Annotated in this window: 15 protein-coding genes; 13 read left to right on the top strand and 2 right to left on the bottom strand. The window is 60.2% G+C overall.

Going from position 1 to position 24,408, the window contains the following annotated elements; all coding sequences use genetic code 11:
- Positions 1-207 precede the first annotated feature (207 nt).
- Both J5J06_06275 and J5J06_06270 read right to left on the bottom strand, forming a co-directional pair.
- The gene (locus J5J06_06275) at positions 208-459 is read right to left on the bottom strand and encodes a hypothetical protein (GenBank protein ID MCO6436678.1); all 252 of its coding nucleotides are present in this window, start codon (positions 457-459) and stop codon (positions 208-210) included.
- Positions 460-513: 54 nt separating this feature from the next.
- Positions 514-801, bottom strand: coding sequence for a hypothetical protein (locus J5J06_06270; GenBank protein MCO6436677.1), 288 nt, complete (start codon positions 799-801; stop codon positions 514-516).
- On the opposite strand from J5J06_06270, the gene J5J06_06265 reads away from it, so the two are divergent.
- The 13 genes from J5J06_06265 to J5J06_06205 all read left to right on the top strand — a co-directional run bounded on the left by J5J06_06265 (position 797) and on the right by J5J06_06205 (position 24,163).
- Positions 797-1,945: a sigma 54-interacting transcriptional regulator gene (locus J5J06_06265; protein ID MCO6436676.1), complete on the top strand. Its 1,149-nt coding sequence runs from the start codon at positions 797-799 to the stop codon at positions 1,943-1,945. The genes J5J06_06270 and J5J06_06265 overlap by 5 nt on opposite strands.
- A gap of 219 nt (positions 1,946-2,164) precedes the next feature.
- Positions 2,165-3,529: an SWIM zinc finger family protein gene (locus J5J06_06260; GenBank protein MCO6436675.1), complete on the top strand. Its 1,365-nt coding sequence runs from the start codon at positions 2,165-2,167 to the stop codon at positions 3,527-3,529.
- Positions 3,529-5,097 carry a hypothetical protein gene (locus tag J5J06_06255; protein ID MCO6436674.1) on the top strand — a complete coding sequence of 523 codons (1,569 nt, stop codon included), beginning with the start codon at positions 3,529-3,531 and terminating at the stop codon, positions 5,095-5,097. Before J5J06_06260 ends, J5J06_06255 begins: the two co-directional genes overlap by 1 nt.
- Complete coding sequence (locus tag J5J06_06250; GenBank protein MCO6436673.1) at positions 5,084-6,178, top strand: AAA family ATPase; 1,095 nt, start codon at positions 5,084-5,086, stop codon at positions 6,176-6,178. Before J5J06_06255 ends, J5J06_06250 begins: the two co-directional genes overlap by 14 nt.
- Positions 6,179-6,192: 14 nt before the next feature.
- On the top strand, positions 6,193-8,454 hold the full coding sequence (locus tag J5J06_06245; protein ID MCO6436672.1) for a hypothetical protein: 2,262 nt from the start codon (positions 6,193-6,195) through the stop codon (positions 8,452-8,454).
- Positions 8,441-9,586 (top strand): VWA domain-containing protein, encoded by a 1,146-nt coding sequence (locus J5J06_06240; protein MCO6436671.1) that lies wholly within the window; start codon positions 8,441-8,443, stop codon positions 9,584-9,586. The genes J5J06_06245 and J5J06_06240 overlap by 14 nt, the downstream gene beginning before the upstream one ends.
- Before the next feature lie 641 nt (positions 9,587-10,227).
- Complete coding sequence (locus J5J06_06235) at positions 10,228-10,470, top strand: hypothetical protein (GenBank protein MCO6436670.1); 243 nt, start codon at positions 10,228-10,230, stop codon at positions 10,468-10,470.
- Between the two features lie 42 nt (positions 10,471-10,512).
- A complete protein-coding gene (locus tag J5J06_06230; protein MCO6436669.1) occupies positions 10,513-10,788 on the top strand; it encodes an integrase core domain-containing protein in 276 nt (91 codons plus the stop codon).
- Between the two features lie 797 nt (positions 10,789-11,585).
- Positions 11,586-14,624 (top strand): S8 family serine peptidase, encoded by a 3,039-nt coding sequence (locus tag J5J06_06225; protein ID MCO6436668.1) that lies wholly within the window; start codon positions 11,586-11,588, stop codon positions 14,622-14,624.
- Between the two features lie 204 nt (positions 14,625-14,828).
- Complete coding sequence (locus J5J06_06220) at positions 14,829-18,497, top strand: serine/threonine protein kinase (protein MCO6436667.1); 3,669 nt, start codon at positions 14,829-14,831, stop codon at positions 18,495-18,497.
- A 203-nt stretch (positions 18,498-18,700) separates the two neighbouring features.
- Positions 18,701-18,871 (top strand): transposase, encoded by a 171-nt coding sequence (locus J5J06_06215; protein ID MCO6436666.1) that lies wholly within the window; start codon positions 18,701-18,703, stop codon positions 18,869-18,871.
- Between the two features lie 5 nt (positions 18,872-18,876).
- Positions 18,877-19,092, top strand: a complete 216-nt coding sequence (locus J5J06_06210) for a hypothetical protein (protein MCO6436665.1) — start codon at positions 18,877-18,879, stop codon at positions 19,090-19,092.
- A gap of 667 nt (positions 19,093-19,759) precedes the next feature.
- The gene (locus J5J06_06205) at positions 19,760-24,163 is read left to right on the top strand and encodes a hypothetical protein (protein ID MCO6436664.1); all 4,404 of its coding nucleotides are present in this window, start codon (positions 19,760-19,762) and stop codon (positions 24,161-24,163) included.
- The last annotated feature ends 245 nt before the right edge of the window (positions 24,164-24,408 follow it).

Raw genomic sequence — 24,408 nt, 5'->3', positions numbered from 1 at the left:
CGCCGAGGCGATCATTCAAGGGCAGTTTCCGACCAAGGAAGAGTTTCTGCAGTCCCAGGACATGCGTGAGTTCGCTTCCTGGATGCCTATGCTAAGAAATCTGCGAGCGATCACGACTTGGACGTGGGACCTCGAAACCGTCGACTTTGCCGAACAGGTCAAGCTGACGAGCGATCCGGATGTCTGTTCAGTGAGGGCCCTCCGGGCTCACTGGCGTACGACCTGCTTGAAGAGGGGCTTGCCGCGGGCACGGTGTCCATCGCCGAAACCGCCAGGAGACCCATCGTCAATACGCTCGAAGTCGTCAACAACGGTGAGCGTCCCGTGCTCCTGGTCGACGGCCGGCACCTGGTCGGCGGAATGCAGAACCGGACCCTCGTCGGAAGCGTTATGGTCCCGGCGAAGGGTAAGGCCCTCGTACCGGTCGTCTGCGTAGAACAGGGCCGCTGGTCGCCCCAATCCAGGAGGTTCCGGGCCCACCCCGGGAGTGCGTCGAGTTCTGTCCGTCGGTCCTCATCGCCGCGGGCGGAGGACGGCTACGCCCTGTTGCGCTACGACTCGCGAAACCGGCCGAACTTCGGGGATGTGCTGCTCATGATCGACCGCGGCAAGAATCGGGCGGTCAGCCAGCCGATGTTCGAGTACCTGGTTAACGGCCGGATCGTGGATGCGGCCATTACCCCACTTTGCGCGGCGCAGCGTACGCTGAGCCTCCGCGAATCGTTCGACGAGGATACGCGGCGACTTGCGAAAATCGGCCGTGCCTCCTGGGAACTGCTCCTGAGCCAGTTCGGCAATCATCGACCTGGATATCTCGCGCTACGACCGGCTCGCGTCGCGTTTCGCCCTCGAGCACCACGAAAGCCTGACGTTCCTGAAGTCGGGTATCGAAACGCGGAACCGGCAATTCAACGCCATGATCGAGCAGATCGAGCGCGTCGCGCTGCGCTCTTCCGAACCATTGCTCTTGATGGGACCGACGGGAGCCGGCAAGTCTCGCCTGGCACGCCAGATCTATGAGCTGAAGTCCGCTCGGAAGCTGATCAGCGGACCCTTCGTCGAGGTCAATAGCGCAACACTGCGCGGCGATGCGGCCATGTCGACGCTGTTCGGGCATATCAAGGGCGCGTTTACCGGCGCCTTGCAGGCAAGGACAGGCCTATTGCGCAAGGCACATCAAGGAGTCCTATTCCTGGACGAAGTCGGCGACATGGGACCGGACGAGCAGGCCATGCTCCTCCGCGCGCTGGAAGAGAAACGATTCTCGCCTGTCGGGGCCGATCAGGAAGTGGAGAGCGAATTTCAATTGCTCGCCGGAACGAACCGCGACCTGCACGCCGACGTGTGCACTGGACACTTCCGCAACGACCTGCTTGCCCGAATCAGCCTCTGGGCTTTTCGGCTACCCGGATTGCGCGATCGGCGCGAGGACATCGAGCCGAACATCGATTATGAACTGGAGAACTTCACTCGCCGAACGGGGCAGCGGGTCACCTTCAACAAAGAAGCACGTACCAATTTCGTGCGATTCGCCCAGTCAGCATTGGCAATCTGGACGAATAACTTTCGCGACCTGAATGGTGCCATCACACGCATGGCCACCTTGGCAAACGGCGGGCGAATTTCCGTCGATACGGTTCGTGAGGAGATCGAGCGCCTCAACACCATCTGGCGACCCGATTCCGAAGGCGTGGGTGTGGGCCTGCTCCGGCAAATCTTGGATCCCGATCGGCTCGCGGAGCTTGATCGGTTTGAGCGGGTGCAACTTGCAGATGTGTTGACCGTGTGTCGCGCGTCTCGCACGCTTTCCGAGGCCGGTCGTGTGCTGTTCGCGGCCTCGCGCGAGCGGCGTAAGAAGGCCAACGACGCGGATCGGCTGAGGAAGTATCTGAGCCGCTTCGGCGTCCAGTGGGAGGAGATCAGCACGGTCGCGCAGGATGCCTAGCTTGGATAAACCGCAACGCTGGGTTTTGCGCAGGGGGCGTCGCTGATCGGGTTTGGGAACTGCTGCCTCGAGAAGCGAACTATCGATCTTTGTTCCCAGAATGCCGGAGCTATAGCCGTCCAAAGGACCACACAGCGCACCGACGACTTGACAACCGCTTTGCGGCGTTGTGCGATGGACCGTCCCGAGTCGTGCACCGACGGGCGCAGGGAACCGGTAATGGGAAGCTGGACCCCCCAACAAATCCTGGAGCTTGCCCCGGATGCGAGCTCCTCCAAGGCTGGGCAGGGTCTGGCTAAGCCCACCAAGTGGCAGACGCTCGGCCGCAGCGACCGCGCCCTGTGGGGCGAAATCAAGGGCAGCGGGAGCAAGCCCTACCAAGTTCGGATCGACTTGACTGAGCCGGCGTTCAAGTGCAGTTGCCCTAGCCGCAAATTCCCCTGCAAGCACGCCTTGGCATTGTTCCTGATCCTCGCGGAGAGTCCGGGCGCCGTTGCCGAAACGAAGCCGCCGGCCTGGGTTGGCGACTGGCTGAAGGAGCGCGACGCGCGCAACGAGCAACGGGCCGCACGGCGGGAGACGGCGGCGGAGGTCGATCCCGTCGCCCAAGCCCGCCGGGCCGATAAACGCGAGGCCAACGTCCGGCGTGGGGTGGAAGAACTGATGATTTGGCTGAAGGACTTGGCGCGGCAGGGGTTGGGGAGCGCCCAGGCTCAGCCCGCAGCCTTTTGGGAGGGCATGGCGGCGCGAATGGTCGACGCGCAGGCCCCGGGGCTGGCACGCTACGTCCGCCATCTGGGAGCGATCTCGTCGTCTGGCGAGGGCTGGCAGGAGCGCATGTCGACCATAACCGGCCGGCTCCATCTGTTGCTGACTGCCTACCAAAATATCGAAGCTCTTTCCGACGATCTGCAGGCTGACGTGCGGACATATGTGGGGTGGACAACGCCAGAGGAAGAGCTCCGCAAGCTGCCATGTGTGGATGATCGCTGGATTATCGTCGGGCAGGTCACGAGTAGGCAGGAGCGATTGCGCGTGCGGCGAACTTGGCTTCTGGGAAGGAAGAGCCAGCGTTTTGCATTGGTACTCCAGTTTGCCGCCGGCAGTCAGTCATTTGACACCACGTTTGCCCTTGGGACCGAATTCGAAGCTCAATTGACCTTCTATCCCGGCGCGCGGCCGCTGAGAGCCGCCGTATTGCAGCGGACCGAAGGAGGACTGATTCGCGAGCCGCTTCCGCCGGGGGTTTCCATTCACGCGGCGAGGCAAGCGTTCGTTGAGGCTATCGCAGTGCAACCGTGGCTCGAGAGTTCGCCGGTCTTCCTGAATCAAGTAACACCGTGTCCCGGCGACGTTCGCGATTTGCCTAATTGGCTCTTGGCCGACGAAACCGCCAATTCCGTATCGCTCATGATCGATACCGATTGTGGCTGGCAGTTGTTGGCCATTAGCGGTGGTGGGCCGATCCAGGTTTTCGGAGAGTGGGACGGCCGGTCGCTGCAGCCGTTGAGCGTCTTTCGCGACGGTCGATCTTTCGCTCAGATTCAAAGCGAGAGTGGCGCCCTCCTCGCAAGAGTAGCGTAATGTCGACGGCACCAGTGGACAGTCCGAGGGGCGAATGGCAGCGGCTTGTTGCTGCCGCAGTGCTGGGGATGGATCGCCTCGGCACGAACCTGCCTACAATCGGGGGCCCGGCCGGTGCGCTGGTCGATGCCGCCACCGCCGACGACGTGGCAACCAAGCTCTTGAATGCCGTTGCGGTTCTCGGCCCTTATGAGCTTGCCGGGCGAAGCCCCGCCTCCTTGAGCCGAACTCTGGAAGTGCCTCCACCAGAGGATGCTCCTGAATGCAGTCTGCGCGCGGGGCAGCAGTTGTTTCAGATTCTCGAGGGCGAATACGGGATGCTGCTTGAGGAATGGTGCCAACTTGCTGCACAAATGGGGGTACGGATCCCCGACGAGCAGTTGCCACGCTTCCTGGATCGTAGCCTCGCGGCACTGGACGACAGTGTTTTCAATCAGGTCCTCAGGCAGCGCGGGCGTTGGCTTGCGCGGCAGCACCCTCGGTGGCGCCGATTGGTGCAGGAGGACAACGCGGCTGAGATCTGGCGTACTGGGGATCCGGAGGATCGGCTGATCGCGCTGGCCCGACTGCGAAGATGTGACCCCAATGCAGGACGCAGCCTTGTAGCCGAGACTTGGCCGCAGGAGTCACCGGATGATCGGCCGAAGATTCTGAGACAGCTTGCCATCGGGCTTTCGGAAGCGGACGAGGCGTTCCTGGAATCCACGCTAGACGACAAGCGCAAGTCCGTGAGATCGATCGCGAGTGACCTGCTGGCCCGGCTGCCGTCCTCGGGGTATGCCAATCGTATGCTTCAGCGCGCTCGCGCCATGGTCAACTTTCAGGTGCGCAAAGGCTTGATCCGCGGAAAACAGGTGTTGGTCGACGTAACTCCTCCGAACTCCATCGACGCGGCACTGAACCGGGACGGCGTCGAAAACAAGAGTCAACATGGCATGGGTAACAAGGCAAGTGTGCTGTGCCAGGTCTTGGCCGGTGCCGAGCTGGAAGCATGGCGGTCCGGAGCGAACCTGGAACCGGAGGAGCTTGTTCGCGCAGCCGCGGCCTCGGACTGGAAAGCGCCCATCCTTCGCGGCTGGTGCCGCGCTGCAATACGTCAGGGCAATGAGGAATGGGCCATTGCTTTGCTGCGCGTGTGTGCAGATCACGCGGACGCGCTTGAGGGCGAGGAACTCGAAGCGCTGGCAGGCTGTGCTGGCTCGTCGATGCGCGAGCTCCTGGTCCTGGAGCTGCTCGGGAGTCGGGCAAACCTCCGGGATCCTCCCCTGCTCGCGTTGCTGGCGGGGAGCGATCACGCCTGGTCGACTCAGCTTTCTCGTGCCGTGCTGAAGGCGCTCCGGCAGTACTTGTGCACGGACACCGCCATGTATGATCATACGTTGCGAAAGCTGGTCACACAGCAATTTGCTAGACGGATGAATCCGGCCTTCGCAGAGGAAGCGGCCACCGGCTGGAATCGAAACACATCCGCCTGGAATAAGGGCCACGATGAAATGGTGGACAAGCTGGCGGCCACGCTAATGTTCCGCCGGGCGATGCAAGAGGAGCTGCGCAGTGACGAAGGATAAGCGTCCGACGGTGCTCCGGTGCCACGCCGAAGAGCAGTTTGCGGAGGAACTGGAGGCTCTCGCCCGAGAGGACAGCCGTCAAAAGCCGCCCAGCTGGAAGCTCTCGCCTTGGGCAGTGGCGACCTATCTGCTCGGCGGCAAGCTGGAGAGCGGATTCGCGATTACCCCTAAATACATCGGGGATCGGCGCCGCGTCGAAATCGCTGTTTCTACCCTGGCCACGGATCGAGCGCTGCTGCTCCTCGGAGTGCCCGGTACGGCAAAGACTTGGCTGAGCGAACATCTTGCAGCGGCGATCAGCGGTGATTCCACGCTGCTTGTGCAGGGCACCGCGGGTACGCCGGAGGAGGCCATTCGCTACGGTTGGAATTACGCCCTGTTGTTAGCAAAGGGCCCCTCGGAAGACGCCCTGGTCCCCAGTCCGGTGATGAGGGCGATGCGCGAAGGGCGCATTGCGCGCGTGGAGGAACTCACCCGTATTCCGAGCGACGTACAGGATACCCTCATTACGATCCTCTCCGAGAAAACACTGCCGATTCCTGAGCTGAATAGCGAGGTTCAGGCCACCAAGGGCTTCAATGTCATTGCCACGGCCAACAACCGCGACCGCGGTGTCAATGAACTCTCAAGCGCGCTGCGACGGCGTTTCAACACGGTCGTATTACCCACGCCCACCACGGCCGACGAAGAGGTCACCGTTGTGCAGACGCGCGTAGAAGCCATCGGCCGGGCCCTGGAACTGCCAGCCGATGCACCTCCGATCGACGAGATCCGGCGGATCGTGACAATCTTCCGAGAACTCCGCGAAGGCAAGACCGCCGATGGCAAGACCAAGTTGAAGTCTCCCACGGCGACGATGTCCACAGCCGAAGCCATCAGCGTCGTCGGCAGCGGACTGGCGCTGGCGGGCCACTTCGGCGACGGCACGCTACGGGCCGGCGATGTGGCCTCGGGATTGACTGGCGCGATTGTGAAGGATCCCGTGCAGGACGCCGTGGTCTGGAAGGAATACCTCGAGACGGTCGTCAAGGAGCGATCCGGCTGGTCGGATCTCTATCGCGCGTGCCGAAAGGAACTGTAGTCGAGGGAGCACCTGTGTCCTGCGACTTGCGAGTATTCGGCATCCGCCACCATGGTCCGGGATCTGCCCGAAGCCTTCTTCAGGCTCTCAAGTCCTTCGAGGCCGATACCGTCCTGGTCGAGGGACCGCCGGATGCCAATGACCTGATTCCGCTGGCGGCAAGCAATGACATGCATCCCCCGGTGGCGCTGATGATCTACGCGCCTGACGAGCCGCAACGAGCCGTCTTCTATCCTTTTGCGGTGTTCTCGCCTGAGTGGATCGCAATTCGCCATGCATTGGCCCGCGGCGTTCGCGTCGAGTTCATGGATCTGCCACAGACTTATCGGCTCGGCCGTGACGACGACCGGCAGGACGAAAGCCCCGACGCCGACGAATCGCCAACAGGCGATGAAAACGCAGAATCGTTGCGGTCCGACCCGTTGGGTCAGCTCGCCGCGGTTGCAGGTTTCTCTGACAGTGAACGTTGGTGGGACTATTTGGTCGAATCACGCTCGGGTGCTCATGTCACCGTGTTTGACGCCATCGCCGACGCCATGACGGCACTTCGCGAGCAGGAAGGTCCCGCCGACAGCAAGCGGTTGGAAGCCCAACGCGAGGCGTTCATGCGCAAGACCATTCGGGACGCCGTAAGGCGCGGCAGCGAACGACTGGCCGTGATCTGTGGTGCATGGCACGCGCCGGCGCTGCGCAACCCGCACGGCAAGGGATGTGCCGGCGAAGACAGCGCTACGCTCAAGGGTCTTCCGAAGTCGAAGACGGCTGCCGCCTGGGTCCCCTGGTCGTACGACCGGCTCTCATTTCGTTCGGGCTACGGGGCTGGCGTTAACTCCCCAGCATACTACGACCTACTTTGGACCCACGACCGTAGCCCGACCATTCACTGGATGACCCGCGTCGCGCGGCTGATGCGAAAGCAGGACATGGATGCTTCGAGCGCACACGTCATCGAGGCCGTGCGCCTCGCCGATACCCTCGCCGCACTGCGCGAGCGGCCGCTCCCGGGATTGGAAGAGCTCGACGAGGCCGCACAGGCCGTGATGTGCCTCGGGGGAGACGCCCCGATGCGGCTGATCCGTCGTAAACTGGTCATAGGTGACCGGCTTGGCCGCGTGCCCGACGATGTCCCGCTCGCTCCGTTGCAACAGGATCTCCAGCAGCTTCAGCGGCGGCTTCGACTGCCGGTCAATGCCGACGAAAAGGACTACGACCTCGACCTTCGTAAACCTCTGGACCTAGAGCGAAGTCAACTGCTCCACCGCTTGAATCTGCTCAACGTGCCGTGGGGCGAGAGACAGGAGCAGTACGGCAAGAAAGGCACGTTTCATGAGTTTTGGCGCGTGCAGTGGCGGCCGGAATTCGTCGTTGCCCTGGTCGATGCCAGCCGATGGGGCAACACGATCCAGGATGCAGCCACCAACTTCACGATCGACCGCGTCAGCCAGGCTGATTCTCTTCCGGAACTCAGCGCGATCGTCGACGACGCACTGCTGGCCGATCTACCGCAAGCCGTGACCGCCCTGATGGTCGAACTTCGCAACAGAGCGGCTCAAGGTGGAGACGTGCTCCAACTGATGGAAGCCCTGCCTGCTCTGGCGAGGGTCACGAGATACGGCAATGTCCGGCAGACCGACGTGAGCATGGTCGCGGAGGTGTGCGACGGGCTGGTTGCTCGTATCTGCGTCGGCGTTATTCCGGCATGCTCCTCCCTCGACGACGATGCCGCCCGATCAATGTTCGGGCACGTCGTTGCGGTCAATGACGCCATCGCGCTCCTGCAGCGTGACGAACACCGGGCCTCCTGGCGAAACTCGCTGGTCCAACTGGCGGATTACAGCGGACTTCACGGAATCGTTGCTGGCCGAGCAGTACGCATTCTCTACGACACGGGACATTGGTCACCCGAGGAGGTGGCCGACCGACTTAGCGTGGCGCTATCCGCAGCGAACGAACCCGCACACGCTGCTGCCTGGATCGAGGGCTTCCTTTCCGGAAGCGGCTTCCTGGTGGTTCACGACGAGGTGATGTGGAATTTGATGGACCAGTGGCTGCGCGGTCTTACGGCCGATCATTTCATGATGATATTGCCGCCAATCAGGCGAGTATTCGCGACTTTCGCCGCTCCAGAGCGACGGCTGATGGCCGAGCGCGCCGCCCGCTCAACGCACACTGCGCCATGCGCCGATACGGCAGAGTTCGACCATGAGCGGGCCGCGTTGGTCCTGCCGGTGCTGAGGCGCATATTCGGTGTGGAGGTCGATCATGACGTTGGATGAAGGGAAGCGCCGCTGGCGACTCATCCTGGGTCAGGCGGACTCGCTCCATACAGACCTGAGCACCGACGACGTGGCCATCGACAAGGCGCTGGGGGCTCTCTACGACGCGGACAGGCGAGCGGGCCTGGGGGCGTCGATGCCCAATGTGCCGCGATGGCTCGGCGATATTCGCAAGTACTTCCCCAAGTCGGTCGTGTGCCTACTCCAGCGCGATGCCATGGAGCGGCTCGACCTTCATCGTATGCTCATGGAGCCGGAGCTTCTCGAGGCCGTCGAACCCGACGTCCACCTCGTGTCCACGCTCCTTTCACTCCAGGGGGTCATGCCGGCCAAGACGAAGGAAACCGCCCGCGTCATTGTGCGCCGGGTTGTTGACGAGTTGATGCGGAAGCTTGCCAATCCGACACGGCAGGCCGTCGCCGGGGCGCTGAATCGGGCATCGCGGAGCCGCCGCCCGCGGCACAACGAGATCGACTGGCCGCGCACCATCCGTGCCAATCTGAAGCATTATCAACCGGAGTACAAGACGGTCATTCCGGAGACGCGCATCGGATTCGGACGGAAACGATCCTCGCTGCGCGATGTCATTCTCTGCATCGACCAGAGTGGGTCGATGGCCGCGTCCGTCGTGTTTTCGGGTGTCTTCGGCGCCGTGATGGCGTCGATACCGGCCGTCCGTACCAGGCTCGTTGTGTTTGATACGTCCGTCGTGGACTTGACCGATCATCTCGATGATCCCGTGGAAGTTCTGTTCTCAACCCAGTTGGGCGGCGGGACAGATATCAACCGCGCCGTCGGCTACTGCCAATCGCAAATCAGCCGTCCGACGGATACGATATTCGTTCTGATCAGCGACCTGTATGAAGGCGGAGTCGAGAAGGAGCTGCTCTCGCGAGCGGCATCGCTGGTCGGCGCGGGCGTTCAGGTAATCGTCCTGCTCGCGCTCAGCGACGAGGGTGCTCCTTCATTTGACCACTCCCTTGCCGCCAGGATTGCCGGGCTGGGAATTCCGTCCTTCGCCTGCACACCAGACAAATTCCCGGATTTGATGGCCGCGGCGATCAATCGCCAGGACATCGTACGATGGGCTTCGGAAAACGAGTTGGTGTCCGTTCGCCGGCAGGCCGAGTAGCGGGCTCTTATCTGGTAATCGAACGGGCGGACCTCATCGTTAACCTGACCAGCGTTTGCGCAACCATGCCCTCTGCCGGCGTTGTTGCAAGCAGTCATTGCCCGGTTTGATCTGCCCTGCCAACTCCGAAAACTTGGCGACGGCCCCATCGAGCTGAGCTTCATCAAGAAATCTTCGCGAATTGAAATCAGGACCCGACATCTGCCGCTGTACGGGTGACGGAGAGAAGAATTGGAGGCAAGACCTGTGAAATAGATGTAACCACACGCAATCCTACACAAAAACGAGGTGTAAGCAGCCGTAACTCCCTGCTAACAATAATCATGCGCATGGAGGCGGGGGGAATCGAACCCAAAGAGAAGCCCACAAAACAAGCCAATACGATGCAAGACGCCCCTCTCGCCATCCGAAATGGGGCTCCATTGGACATCAGAGTACGCGGAAGGACACAGAAAGACAAAGAATACTTGCGAAGTGCGCACCAACTCCGTGCCGACACGAGCTCGAAATCGAAGCGTTTCTGGCCGGCCTCGCCCCCGTGCAAGACGATACGGCGAGCTTTCACCAAGCCATAGAGCATGCGGCACAGGGCGTGGGTATTACGCTCCAGAACGATTGCCAGCTCGGCGAGGGTCGCTACCATGCGGCACCGTGACAACCACATCAAAGACATCGTCGCCGTCGACTTTTTCACCGTTCCGACTACGACGTTCCGTGTTTTGTTCACGTTTGTTGTGCTTCGCCACGACCGGCGTCGAGTGGCCCACTTCAACGTTTCCTCGCACCCGACAGCCGAGTGGACGGCCCAGCAGGTCGTAGAGGCGTTTCCGTTCGACGAGGTGCCACGGTTCCTGATTCGAGATCGCGATGGGGTTTACGGCTAAGCATTTCGCAAGCGCGTCGAGGGCCTGAGGATAGAAGAAGTTATGATCGCGCCGCGCTCGCCAAGGCAGAATGCGTTCGCCGAAAGAGTGATCGGTTCAATAAGGCGAGAGTGTCTTGACCATGTGATCGTGCTTAACGAGCGCCACCTTCGAAGAATTCTGCACGACTACTTTCAGTACTACCACGAAGCCCGCACGCATCTTTCGCTTGGTCGAAACGCGCCGATCTCGCGAGAAGTTGAGCCACCATCGAAGGGGCGACTCGTCGCCGTTCCGCAGGTCGGGGGCTTGCATCATCGGTATCGCCGAGCCGCCTGAATCCTCGATTCGCCTTCAGTTCATTGTTGCCTTCGCCAGGAGCGTACTGCGCACTCAGCGAAGGATCGGCGTATCTGCTGTCCGATCGTCCGCACAAACCCAACTTTTTGGCTGTCCGATTCATTGATCCTCCGCCACACGTACCTGTTTGAGTGGTGGGATGGACTTTTCGGGATGCACAGGGAGCAAGAGCTCCATCGCGTCGTACCTCGCTGCGGCCCGGACCGTGCTCAGCCCAAATGGCGAGAATTCGCGCAAGAGAGTACACAATGTCGTGAGCGATAGCATGGCCGTTTATCATAGGATGGACAGGGCCATGTCGTTTCCTACTGGGCCGTCGGGAGTGTCGGGGATCGAATTCGAGAACCGCGACCGCAAGCGCTTGGGGCGGGTGCAAGCACGAGCTTCCGAACTGGGCAAAATGACACGCTCATGAATCTGTAGTTTTCGCCTGCACGCCGTCAAAATAGGTATTCCAGGCGACTTGTGGATAATCTCTTTGCTTCACTCCACGGCTCTGGGAAGAGCATCCGTAGCCCGGGCGTGACGCTGCTGTGGATTCACGAAACGCAGGACGCCTCAAGTCGTAGTTTAGCCGCCGAAATGCGCCTTTCGGTCAGAATTTGCAGGGCAAAGCGTTACCAAACGCTTACGAATCGGTTACATTGCTCAATGGCTGGAGATACATTGCTGACATTGACGGGGGAATCTGAGGAGAGGGTGGGCCGATTCAATCCAGGCGGCGCAGTCAAGTCCATTCGCTCGTGACCCCTGCGCGGCAAGCATGGAGGTCATCCATGGAGCGTCAAACGAATAAAGAGCGTTGCAACATCGGCTTGATCATATCGGCAGCGGCGGTTCAGCTCATTTTTCCTTTTGGGGCCATCGCGAACGAGAAACATAGGATTTATTCCCCCGCGGTGGTGGAGGCACGTGAAGCAGCCCGTCAGATGGGCGTGCCGGAAAATCAGCTTCCACGACGAACAGTGGCGGAAAATCGGTTGCACAAACAATCGCTCCCGCGTTGGCAGCGTAAGCTTAACAGCATGGTGCTGGATCGATACGAGCGACTCATGGAAGACGAGATCGTTCAGCAGCCCCACCTAGCACCGAAGTATGCCACACCTCACGTGCGTATCGACGATCGTGCTCGACTCTTGGTCGAAATGCGCGTCGACTCGGTGGATTCGTTTGATGCCCCGTATCTCGCGTCGTTGGGAGGCCGTCTCCACAGCCGAGCAAAGGGTTACGGCTTGCTGGTCGCTTGGATACCCGTTGACAAGCTGCAAGCCATTGCAGAGCGTAACGACGTACGGAGGATCTTTGACGCGGCTCCGCTGACAAGTGATCTGGGGAGTGCCACAACTGAAGGGGATGCACTTCATGGCGCCGACCAAGTCCGCACAATGTTCGGCTATGACGGCACCGGTCAGACGGTGGGCGTGATATCCGACGGTGTTAATGACTTGGCAGACGCCATTTCCACGGGAGACCTCGTTACGGTAGATGTGCTGAGCGACTATACAGACGCTTCGCGAAGGTACAACGAAGGCACGGCGATGCTCGAGATCATCGCTGACATGGCACCGGGCGCGAATTTGATGTTTCACTCCGGCTTATTCGAGCCTGATTTCATCAACGCCGTCAGAGCCTTGGTCGACGCCGGAGCCACAATCATTGTTGATGACCTTACATCAAGCGCGCATCGACTATTCGAGCCCGGACCCGTCACCCAGGCCAAGATCGATGCGGTAGAACAGGGTGTATTCTACACCGCGTCGGCGGGAAATCGTGCCCAGCGGCACTACGAAGAGGAATTCAATGGCCCCTCGGTGAACGTGACCTTGGGCCCGAATACGTACAACCGCCCGCATCGATTTGCCCCATTCAATTGGCAATTACGTATGAAGGCTCCGCCGTCCGGCGCCGTAACTATCTGCCTGCAATGGGCAGAGCCTTACGGATCTGCGAGTATCAACCTGGATTTGTACCTGCTGGGCGAGAGCGGCAACCTGCTTGATTCAAGTACCGACCCCCAAGACGGCGATGATGACCCGATCGAGTGCATTGATACCACGGTAAGCCCCAACAGTTTTGTCAATGTCGTCGTTGATGCGACGACCGGCGATCCCGACGTATTCTTCGATCTCCGCGGAGCGGGCACCACGGATTGGCAATACCTCGTATCCGCGGGAAGCATTAATGGTGCATCGCGAGCGGAAGAGATCTATGCGGTTGGTGCGCATGGCAATGGCTTGATGCCTGGTTCTGCGGATTCGATCGATGCCTCGAGTAGTCGTGGACCTGTCAAGCAAATCATCCCATTCGAATTGACTTGGATGAAGCCCGACATCGCGGCCGCGAGTTTCGTGCAGATCTCCGGAGCCGGGGGCTTTGGGTATACGGGTTGTCCCGGGCTACCGTCGAGTACAAGCTGTTTTCCGGGTACCTCGGCAGCCGCGCCGCACGTTGCTGGCTGCGCCGCGCTCTTGCTCCAGGCTCGCCCCTGGCTCAGCCCCGCCCAGGTCGCTCAGGTTCTCGACGACACGGCCGACGACATCGAGGCGGGCGGACCGGACAACACCGCGGGCCACGGCAGAATGGATTGCCTTGCAGCTGTTCGAAGACTGCGCAACACCGGCACGAACTTTGCTAATAATGCATTTGACAGTGGAACCCTCGGGTCCGATACCGCAGCAGGCCCAGCAGCGGAAGTCGCGTGGGTGGGGCCCATTTGGGCCAGTCGTGATGCCAACACGCCCGGCTGCCCTTGCGACATCTCCTGCCCTTGCGTGGCCGTTGAGTACAACAACTACTTTAAGTTTGACTTGCTGAGAGTCTACAACGAGATCATCAGCGCCAAACTCGTCCTGGAATATCCGGTGGGCGCGCATGTTGTGCCAACCGAGTATGAAACGGATTCGCAACTCTTCGTTCTCCACGAGGTCACATCAGACCCGGATAGTTTCGGCTATGACTTCCTGGCCGGCACGATTCGCCCGTTTTCGGAGTCAGTGTACAACGACCTCGCCGACGGGCCGACTTTTGGTTTTCAGCAAATCAGTGCCGCCGACGAAGGCAGCCTGATCGAGATCGAACTGAATGTAGCTGCGATAACGGCGATGAATACAGCGCGCGGCAACGTCTTTACCATTGGAGGTAGAAACGTTGGCCCCGGTGGACTTGGGACCATCGCGTCCAACGATGTACCACCTCACCTGATATTTGCCAACACGGGTCTGCCGGGCGCCACCGATCCCAGTTTCGGCTTTCCTACGATTCGACGTCTGAAGTATGCAATGTGCGATGCCTCATCCCCCGGAAATACGGCATGCGGCACGAATGTAGAGGCTGCAGCAGGTGGTCACACAGTGACTTTCGAATCCGTAATCGTTGCTGGTGAAACAACGATTACCGAGAGTTCCGTCGGCGAAGATCCGCCTGCAGGTTTCCGGCAAGCATGCGATCCGCCCCAGTATTTTGATGTGTCGACCACCGCAACGGTTGCCGGGAACATCTCAGTCTGCCTAACTTATGATGACGTGGCCTGCCCAGACGAAGAATTCATTACGCTCTGGCATTTTGTGGACGGCGCTTGGGAAAACGTGACCGATCCGGCACCGCCTGATAATCCGGACACCACCGCCAATATCATCTGCGGCACGGTAACGGAGCTCTCACCATTCCTGCTGGCCGTTGACATAGCCTGTGCCAGCGGCAACTGCAACCCCATCCCCGCGGTCTCGCATTGGGGCATCGTTATCTTGGCGCTTCTGGTTTGCGCGCTAGGAACTGCGATTTATGGCCCCCGGACACGTTGGCGCCGGCATGGATAATTGCTTGGGCGGGCGTAACGGTAAGAGGTCTCGATCTCTGTTCGCAGGGCAATCACGTCGATGGGACGAACGGTGGCTCCAACTGGTCGCTGCCGCAATGCTTGGTAAATTGGTCCCTCGACTTCTTTCGACTCGGACTGTAGTTACAATCACTGGCGCTAGCCAGGTAGACAACATTCCTTTACGAAGAATTGGCGCCATACCATGACATCCTCGAACCATGACGACCAGAGCGAGGCGGATCTCACTCGGTCCGTCGGGCCCAAGCGAGGGCGCTCCGCGCAGGTAGGCGAGCAGATTCGCGCCCCATCGCCTAAAGCGCTGCCTTCCCAACGACCCGAATGCATTGGCACGTACCGGATCCTGGGCGAGCTCGGCGAGGGCGGCATGGGTGTCGTTTATCTGGCGGAGCAGAGCGAGCCCATTCATCGGCGTGTCGCCCTCAAAGTCATCAAACGGGGTATGGATACAGGGCCGGTCATCGCCCGCTTCGAGTCTGAGCGGCAGGCGTTGGCGCTCATGAACCATCCCAACGTTGCCAAGGTACTGGACGCCGGCGCGACGGACGACGGGCGACCCTACTTCGTCATGGATTATGTTCAGGGAGAGCCCATTACGCAATATTGTGATCGTCACTGCCTCAACACAAGAGAGAGGCTGGAATTATTCATACTGGTCTGCGAGGCAGTTCAGCACGCGCACCAGAAAGGGATTATTCATCGGGATCTTAAGCCGTCTAATGTGCTGGTAGAGGTGCGGGACAGCCGGCCGATACCCAAGGTGATCGATTTTGGAGTGGCCAAGGCAACCCAGCAACGCCTTACGGAGCGGACGCTCTTCACCGAGTACGGCCAACTGATCGGGACACCCGAGTACATGAGCCCGGAACAGGCCGAGATGACCGCGTTGGACATCGACACGAGAACGGACATTTACTCCCTCGGCGTGATCCTGTACGAGCTGTTGACGGGCGTTCTTCCCTTCGACGCGGTATCACTTCGGCGGGCGGCGTTGGTAGAGATTCAGCGAATCATCCGAGAGTTCGACCCGCCCAAACCCAGTACGCGATTGAGCGGCCTCGGTGACTCGACGGCGGCGGTCACAAAGCACCGTCGAACCGAATTGGGCTCGCTGGCTCGTCTACTTCGGGGCGACCTCGACTGGATCACGATGAAAGCGCTCGAGAAGGACCGGACCCGTCGCTATGCGACTGCGGCCGAGTTCGCAGCCGACGTTTCCCGCCACATGGCCTACGAACCCGTACTCGCGGGGCCTCCAGCGCCCGGTTACAGAATGCGGAAATTCGTGCGTCGCCACCGCGTCGCGGTGGCGACGGGGAGCGCTGTCATTGCGGCTCTGGTCGTCGGGATCATCGGAACCACCTGGGGATTCGCTCGGGCACTCAATGAGAACCGGCGGGCGCAAGCGGCCGAGGACAAGGCGCAACGGCGAGCTGATGAACTTGAAGAAGTCGCTCAATTTCAAGCGCGTCAGCTCTCCGGCGTGAATGCGGAGCTTATGGGGGAGCGATTGCGGGCCGCATTGCGGGTTCAGAAACGCTTGGCGCTCGAATCCCCGCATGTGTCCTCAAGTGATGTGGAAGCCGGGCTAAGCGAGCTTGACGCAAACCTGGAGGGTGTGAGCTTTACAAATCTTGCCCTGGAGGTATTGGACGAGAACATATTCAAACGAGCCTCTGCCACGATCGAATCCGAATTCTCAGATCAGCCTCTGGTGAAAGCCCGCCTGTCGCAAACGCTAGCGGATACTCTCCGGGCGATCGGCCTTTATGATCAGGCCATGCGCCCGCAGGACGAAGCCCTACGAATCCGTCACGAAAAGCTCGGCGATGACAATCTCAATACGCTGATTTCTCTCGATCATATGGGAAACCTCCTCCAGGCTCGAGGCGACCTTCCTAGAGCTCGAGATTGCTACCGCCGCAATCTGGAGACGAGTCGCCAGGTCCTGGGCAATGATCACCCACACACCTTGGATGCAATCCTCGATATGGGTGATATATTGGTCATTCTGGGCGATTACGCGGCAGCAGAGCCGTTGTTACGAGAAGCAGTGGACCGGCATCGTTCTGTGTTGGGTGATCAGCACCCGAATACGCTCGACTCGCTGGCCAGCCTTGGCGGGCTGCTGATGCGGCAGGGGAAACTGGCTGACGCTGAACCAATGTATCGGGAAGTACTGGAGGGGCGTCGCCGCGTTCTGGGTGAGCGCGATCCGGCGACAGCAAAGTCGAAGAACAATATGGGCCTCCTTTTGCAGGCCCGGGGAAAGCTCGCGGAAGCTGAACCCTATTATGGTGATGCCCTGGAGACGTTCCGGCGTGTACTCGGGAACGAGCACCCGGAAACGCTCATCGCGATAAACAATATGGGTCTCCTGTTGAACGCGATGGGCAGAATCTCTGATGCACGCCCCTATTTCCGCGAGGCATCGGATGGATTGCGACGAATACTCGTCGGCAATCACGTATTGGCCTTGAAATCCATCGCCAACCTGGCTTCGTCGCTACAGGCTCAGGGCGAGTATGATCAAGCCGCTCGCATCGCCCGCCAAGCACTGGACGGGTTTCGCGAGACCTTGGGCGACGAACATCCGGATACGCTCAGAGCCATGAACAACATGGGCTCATTGCTACAGGTCACGGGTAAGCTTGACGAGGCCGAGCGCCTTTATCGCGCGTGCTTGGAGCTGCGTCGTCGAATACTGATAAACGATCATCCGGATACACTGATGTCGGTTCATAACTTGGGCACGATTTTGCTCGACAGGGGGCGGCTTCGCGAGGCGGACGTCTATTTCCGTGAAGCGTTCGAAGGTCGTCGTCGTGTACTGGGGAATGATCACCCCGACACGCTCACATCGCTGAATGGCATGGGGCGTGTGCTTCAGGGACTTGGAAAACTGGATGAAGCCGAGAAATTCTACCAGAAAGCCCTGGATGGTCGTCGCGAAAAGCTGGGAACTGGTCACCCCGAAACGCTCCAATCGATGAACGATCTTGGTTCTTGCCTTTTGGCGAGGGGCAGGCGCGATGAGGCGGAAGGATATTTTCGCGAAGTCCTGGCCGGACGGCAACGTACGCTCGGCAACGAACATCCCGATACGCTGGCTTCGATCAACAATATGGGAACGGTCCTGTTTGCCCAAGGCAGACTCTCCGAGGCCGAGCAGTATTTCCGGTTGGCTCTGGATATCAACCGCCGAGTACACGGCGATGACCACCCGGAAACGCTGGTCTCGATTGGCAATGTGGGTGCAGTCTTGAATGCCCAAGGCAGAAATGCAGAGGCTGAGCCATTTTACCGGGGAAGCCTCGAAAAACATCGAAGAGTCTTGGGTGATCTACATCCCAATACATTGACAGCAATCAACAATATGGGCTATCTCTTGCGTGCCGAAGGGAAACTCTTAGCGGCCGAGCCTTTCTATCGCGAGGCGATGGAAGGCCGACGGGCCACCCTGGGTGATGATCACCCGGATACACTGCGTTCGATCAATAATCTCGGCGCTCTGCTGGTAGCCGGCGGTCGTTATGAAGAAGCAGTGGCCGTGCTTGCACCTGCGGAGCCTCTGGTTCGAGCGCATCTCCCCAGACTGCTCGGTCGATTTCTGACGCACCTAGGCCGTGCACGGTCGGCAACCGGTTCGTACGGGGATGCCGAGCGTGTTCTGTTGGAATCCCAGGCCATCCTGGCGAAGAACAAACAGGCCAATCGAAGCCACTACATCGACGCTCTACAGTCCCTTGTAAACCTCTACGATCGCTGGGACAGAGCCGAGCCACAAAAAGGGTACGATGCGGAAACGACAAAATGGCGCCGGAAACTCGCTCAACTCGATCACGCCGAGTAGACTCGGCCTTGCGATGACCGGATGCGATGACCGCCATTTGGCTTCTTGCGAGAGACGTGGTGATTCGATGCGTCAAAGCGTACAGTTCGGAGGCGATCCGAGACTGGCTGCGGCAGCACAAGAGCACTGCGGTGATTCCGACAAAGTCGAACGAGTGAAAAGAGTCCGGCTCTGACCGCGAGAAATATCGTCAGCGTAACGTTGTGGAGCGTTGCATCAATTGGCTGAAGGAGACCCGACGATTCGCTATGCGATACGAGAAATTGGCTGTGAACTTCTTGGCGATGACCCAGCTGGCGATCATTCAGCGGTGCTTCCGGGTATTGCATTCGTCAGACAGGCCCTGGTACGACGCTCGAATGCCAGAGAGGTGAGCTAGGTGGACCTGGAAGCCCGCATCTTGGGCTACGGAGAGGAACTGGGCATGAGTCTTCCCGGCGAGCGTCGTTTCAAAGGCGACCGTTTCGCGGCGGTCGCGAAGGTCGTTCGTTCGGTGAATCATGACACGGCCAGCTTCGATGGGCGAAACAGTAGCGAGAGCCTTGGCGATGTCGTCGGCGTTGAGAAACCATTCGGTGGGGAATCGTTTGGGTAGAATGGTAGCGGCTCCGGTCGACTTTCCGGCGCCGTTGGGGCCCGCGATGACGAATAAGCTCGGGTTGGCCATTGAGGTCTAGCATATCCGTGGCCGGGCATCGTGGTTAAAGATCGGTTGCTGTGTACTGAGCTCCCCGCGTCAAGGAGCGCAGCCCGCTGCCGGGCGACGCGGCGTCGAACCCTTGCCAGGATCAATTGTCGTTTTTGGCCCCGGCCCGACCCCGACAAATTGCTCACCATCGCATGCCATTACTTCCCCTTCTCCGACGCCGGTTCGCCCCCGCACCGCTTAAGAGGTTCTGAGTTGGCCTCGCCACCCGGCGGCTTCGGCGCATTTGCTCTTGTCCAAGTTCGTCGGAGTGACCAATTCTCTGGATGGTGACCGGGCGCTCGACGCACTTCGTGATTCCTCCGTGCCAAAATCTGCCGGCGGGAGTTCGTGGGCTTCGAGCAGGGTCGCGTCGGTCCCCCGAGGATCGACCCCGGTGAAAGTCGACTTCGCCCAGATTGGCGGGGTCGGTTCCCGGAAGACAGCCTTACCGGACCCCCTCATCTTGGGCACTGCCTTGTAATTGAGCCGTACAGTCGGGTAACATGCTTCTGGGCCAATTCAAAATTCTAAGCGAGAATCGCAAGAGCCCGGGCTTCTTGTTGGGGGACACACCATGTGCCGAGCAGGACTCAGCGGACTGATCGTACTCTGCGCTGCTGTTTCAAGCGCGTCCGGGAATGGATCCATACGACTGGTTCCGGCCAATCCCGGCCCCTACGCCGGAAACGAGAATTTCGACGTCGACATCTTTCTCGACAACGGACTCGAAACGGAACACGCCATCCTCTTTGTCCGCTTGAACTACACGGACTCCACCGTTTTTCTACCGAGCACTATGGCCTGGTCGCTCACGCCGGCCGCGGCTGGGAATCCCAACTTACTCGTTCCGACGTTTCAGAGCACCGGCAATCCAGAGAACACGCTGCCGGCGTCCGGTTCAATCAAACTCGGGAGCGTACGCATCACGCTTCCGCGCCAGGACGGCTGCTATGTCCTCGATGTCATGAGTCCCAATGCCACTTCCGGAGGAGCGCTGGTGAATCTGCTGGCCGGCGCCTCAGGTGGGGTTATCACATTTCAGGCCTCGGATGGAACGCTCCTTGGAGGACGCCACTCATTCAAGGTCGGTAGCTTTGGCAGCGCCGAACTCTGCAACGGTCTGGACGAAGATTGTGATGGCCTGATTGACGAGGATTTCACCGTCGAACAATACGATCCCGTCACGAATGGCGCGGTGCCCGTCGGTCCCGGGAGACGATGTGTTATTGGCGTGGGAAACTGCGAGGTTCACGGTCATCTACGATGTACGCCGGACGAGATGGGGATCGAGTGCGTTCCGGACCAGACTCCCCTGCCCCCGCGTATCGAAGGCCCCTACGGGTCGAGCTCCTGTGTCGATCTTGAGGACAATGACTGTGACGGTCTGGTGGATGGCGAGGACCCCGACTGCACCGGTCCGGAATTGTGCGACGACATCGACAACGACGGCGACGGCATGGTGGACGAGGACTTTCCCACTTTGGATGAGCCCTGCACGGTTGGACTCGGCCCCTGCCAGAGGATGGGTGTCATCATCTGCGACGAGCAGCACACGGGCGTCAAGTGCTCGGCCGAGCCGCAACCTCCCGGCATCGAGGGTCCGCGCGGCTCGCTCAACTGCCAGGACGGATACGACAACAACTGCAACGGACTTATTGATTTAAAGGATCCTGTCTGCCAGGGCCCGGAGATTTGCGACGGCAAGGACAACGATGGCGACGACCTTATTGATGAAGACTTCCCGACCTTGGGTCAGCCCTGCACCGTGGGCATCGGTCCGTGTCAGCGCACCGGCGTTTATGTCTGCAAGCCCAGCCGAATCGGCGTACAGTGCAGCGTGACCCCGGGAGCGCCCCAGCCGGAGGGTCCCGGTTGCGACTGCGGCGACGGAATCGATAACGACTGCGACGGCCTGCTGGACCTCGACGATCCCGACTGCGGCGGGAACATCCTCCGCGTCCAAGCCTCGCTGACCCCCCTGTGCGCCGAACCCAACGGCGACTGCAACGGGCGCTACACCGTGCAGTGGAACTCGATCCACAGCGGCCCCCCACCCGTCGAAAAAGGGGAGCTCCTCGCCCTCGATGCCGACGGCAACCTACTCGACTCGGTGATGATCGGCGAGGACGACTATGTCGACTTCACCATTCGCGCCAACGCCGCCCTGTCCGACATCCAGTCCTACGGATTCGAGGGATCGCAGACCTTCTATGGCACCCGCTTTGAGCCGTGCCTGACCGGGCCCGACGTGCCCCTCGTGGCGACCTGCGTCTATCTGGACATGGACTGCGATAACGATCTCGACCTCCAAGAGGTCGCCTTCTTCCAGAACCACTACGGTGAACTGTTCAAGATTCACGAAGTCACCGCGCCGGTTCCCATGGTCCGCGTGGAGAGTAACGACGGCGTCGGCCGGGCCTATGCGTTCCTTTCGCCGCTGCCTTTCACGCACGTGTGGTCGCCGGATGAGACGGTTGTCAGCCTTTCTGAGGGCGATCGCCTGCGGGCGGAAGTCTCGTTGACCAACGTCGATCCGCACTCACTCGAACTCTACCTGGATGGTGTGGACGTGCTGGCGGCGCTGGGGCTTGATCCGACGACGGACTTACCCGGCGGCCCCTACGGCGGATCGGTCCCGCTTCCCAACGGCTGCACGGCCCACATCTGCGAAATGATCGTGGATGCGGCCGACATGCTGACGCCCTCGGCCAACGCCCTCACCATGTACATTGAAGGCATGTGCTGCGGCGGACACCGACTCGTCGCTCGCGGCGTGGAGTTGCCCGGCGCCTATCCCGAGCCACCGCCGACGGCTTGCTCGAACCCCAATACGCTTGACGGCGGCGTGTCCCACGGATTCGAGATCAAAATACTCTTTCCGCCCGAGAACTTCGTGGACAATGCTCCGCCCACGCCGGTGTTGGGGACGGTCTGCCACGGGATGGAATTACCTTCGCCGACACCGAGCGCGGATGGCTTCGTGAAAGTCAACGCGGCCCAGTTCCCCGTGAACTTGAGCGTCCACACGCTGGGTGACGGCTCGTTTACCGCGGATACCTATGAGTATTCCTTTGAGGCCTCGCTGCTCAAGACCGACCTGTTCCAGGACATCATCGGCAACCAGGTGCCCGGCACACTCGACCCCGGCGGCAACATCATCGTCGCCGAAGTCGAGGACGACCTGCTCAATACAACGTTTGACACCGTAAGAATGGCCCTCGGCCCCATCTCACAGAATCCGTCCAAGGGCCCGTTGGCCACGAATATGGCCGTGCCCCACGGATTCAGCGTAACCCTGACTGAGCCGGCCCTGGACACGATCGTTACCGAAGCGCTCAAGTCCGTCGTAACGCACATCTTCATCGATGTGTCCAATATGCTGAACGAACTGCGTGGCAAGAAGATCACCATTCCCACCGATCCTTGCGACATCCATGCCCGCCTGCTCACCGACAGCCCGGTTCCCTTCGCCTTCAGCATGGACCCCAATGCCTTCACTTTCGACATCACGCCGACCAACGACAAGATTGATCTCGTCGTGACCTCCGGACCCATTCACGCCCAGGGTTCCATCGCGGGAAGCTGCCAGGTGAACTTCCTCGGTGGGTGCTTCATCCGCGTGATCGTCAAAGTCGGGGCCATGGTCGACATCGACAAGATCGTCTTCAAAGTGACCGTTACAGAAGACGATCTGCTCGACCACACTGCCCTGATGCCCCAACTGGAGATCGATCCGTCGGATGTGCACATTACGGTGTCCGACGTCGGATCGGACGTGGATTGCTGGGGTGGCATTCTGGCGGACATTTTGACCTTCGGGCAGATCGAATCGATCATCTCGGGAGTTGCCAAGCCCATCCTTCAGAGCTACATCGATGGCATCGATCTGACACAGTACCTCGGCCTGATTCAGATTCCGCCGATCCCGTTGGATTTCCTCGACTTCGACCCGGTGAATATCGAATCGCTGGCCGTGGAGTTCAACTTCGGACTCACGGAAGTTCAGATTGAGCCTGACGGCCTGACCGCGGGATTCGAGACGGAGTTCGTGCCCACGCAGACCGACCCGGAGGTTCAGGTACTGCCGGGACTGCCCGCCACGGTCGCGCCACTACCGCTTCCGGTGCTACCGTTCCCACCGGCCAGGGGACTGACCGCGCTCATCTCCGACGACGCCATCAACCAGTTGCTCTACGCGCTGACCCGCAACGGCATCCTCAAGACGCAATTTGAGGACGTCCGGCAATTGAAGGACTTGCTTCCCGCGGATTGCACGAGCCTGCCCCCGGCGTTCTACGGCCAGTGCGAGGCTTTCCGGGGCACGGCCTGCGTTGGTCTTGTGGGCATTCCCGCGCAGTTGTCCTGCGCGGCGACGAAGCTGCTTCTGGCTGGGCTGAACCTCACGCCCGCGACGCCGATTATTCTCCACGGACGGCTGGACGTCCCGCCCAAGATTCTGTTCTTCCGAACGGCACCAAACAACCAGCTCATCCTGAATATGCGGCTCACACAGGCGTTTTCGGGCATCGCGGCCGACCGCGACGGCGACGGCGTCTACAACGGCGACTACTCCGCTTTGCCGAGTTGCTGGACGGCCACGCCGCCGACGGGAAACACCTGCTCGCTCTGGGCCACGTGTTTCAACATCAATTACACGTTGACGCTGACATTGAGCACCGGCCCGGGGGGCGTGCCCAGGATCATCTTTTCGATTACCGATGCCGATCTGAGCATCCCCACAACCTGCGCGGGGGCAGTGAGTCTGCCCGCGGCCAACGACGCTTTCGAAATGGTCTTCGAGGGGCAGGTCTTCGACCTGATTCAGATGTTCGTGGATGACAACATCCCGCCGTTTGATCTGCCGCTCGATTTTGACGGGATCATCCAACTACAGAACCTTAGCATGATCCTCTACGGAAACGCGTTCGATCCGACATTCGAGGACACGATGGGACTGACGGCCGATCCGGCGCCGTGACCCAGAGTTAGCCAAATGCCCTTGGCCGGGGATCCGTTTGCGAAGTGACTCCGCGCCGTTGCCTACCGACCGGACGTCGTCACCAGGTTCTGGACCGCCTTTGCGCCGCGCGGGAGGTCACGTGTGCGGGGTCGTGCACGAACTGATTTCAACTCATCTTCCGTGACACCATCACGACTCGTCATCCTGCTGTCGACCAAACTCCCAGGCCCCGGTACCACGGTTATGGAGGAACAGAGGTGCAG

The organism is Phycisphaerae bacterium (assembly GCA_024102815.1).
Lineage (GTDB): Bacteria > Planctomycetota > Phycisphaerae > UBA1845 > UBA1845 > JAGFJJ01.
This window is presented reverse-complemented; position numbering and strand designations above follow the sequence as displayed.

Coding starts and splice junctions, on each gene's coding strand:
- J5J06_06235 (MCO6436670.1), top strand. CDS start 10,228: ATGCGGCACCGTGACAACCACATCAAAGACATCGTCGCCGTCGACTTT.
- J5J06_06255 (MCO6436674.1), top strand. CDS start 3,529: ATGTCGACGGCACCAGTGGACAGTCCGAGGGGCGAATGGCAGCGGCTT.
- J5J06_06230 (MCO6436669.1), top strand. CDS start 10,513: ATGATCGCGCCGCGCTCGCCAAGGCAGAATGCGTTCGCCGAAAGAGTG.
- J5J06_06270 (MCO6436677.1), bottom strand. CDS start 801: ATGATTGCCGAACTGGCTCAGGAGCAGTTCCCAGGAGGCACGGCCGAT.
- J5J06_06225 (MCO6436668.1), top strand. CDS start 11,586: ATGGAGCGTCAAACGAATAAAGAGCGTTGCAACATCGGCTTGATCATA.
- J5J06_06205 (MCO6436664.1), top strand. CDS start 19,760: ATGTGCCGAGCAGGACTCAGCGGACTGATCGTACTCTGCGCTGCTGTT.
- J5J06_06260 (MCO6436675.1), top strand. CDS start 2,165: ATGGGAAGCTGGACCCCCCAACAAATCCTGGAGCTTGCCCCGGATGCG.
- J5J06_06220 (MCO6436667.1), top strand. CDS start 14,829: ATGACATCCTCGAACCATGACGACCAGAGCGAGGCGGATCTCACTCGG.
- J5J06_06240 (MCO6436671.1), top strand. CDS start 8,441: ATGACGTTGGATGAAGGGAAGCGCCGCTGGCGACTCATCCTGGGTCAG.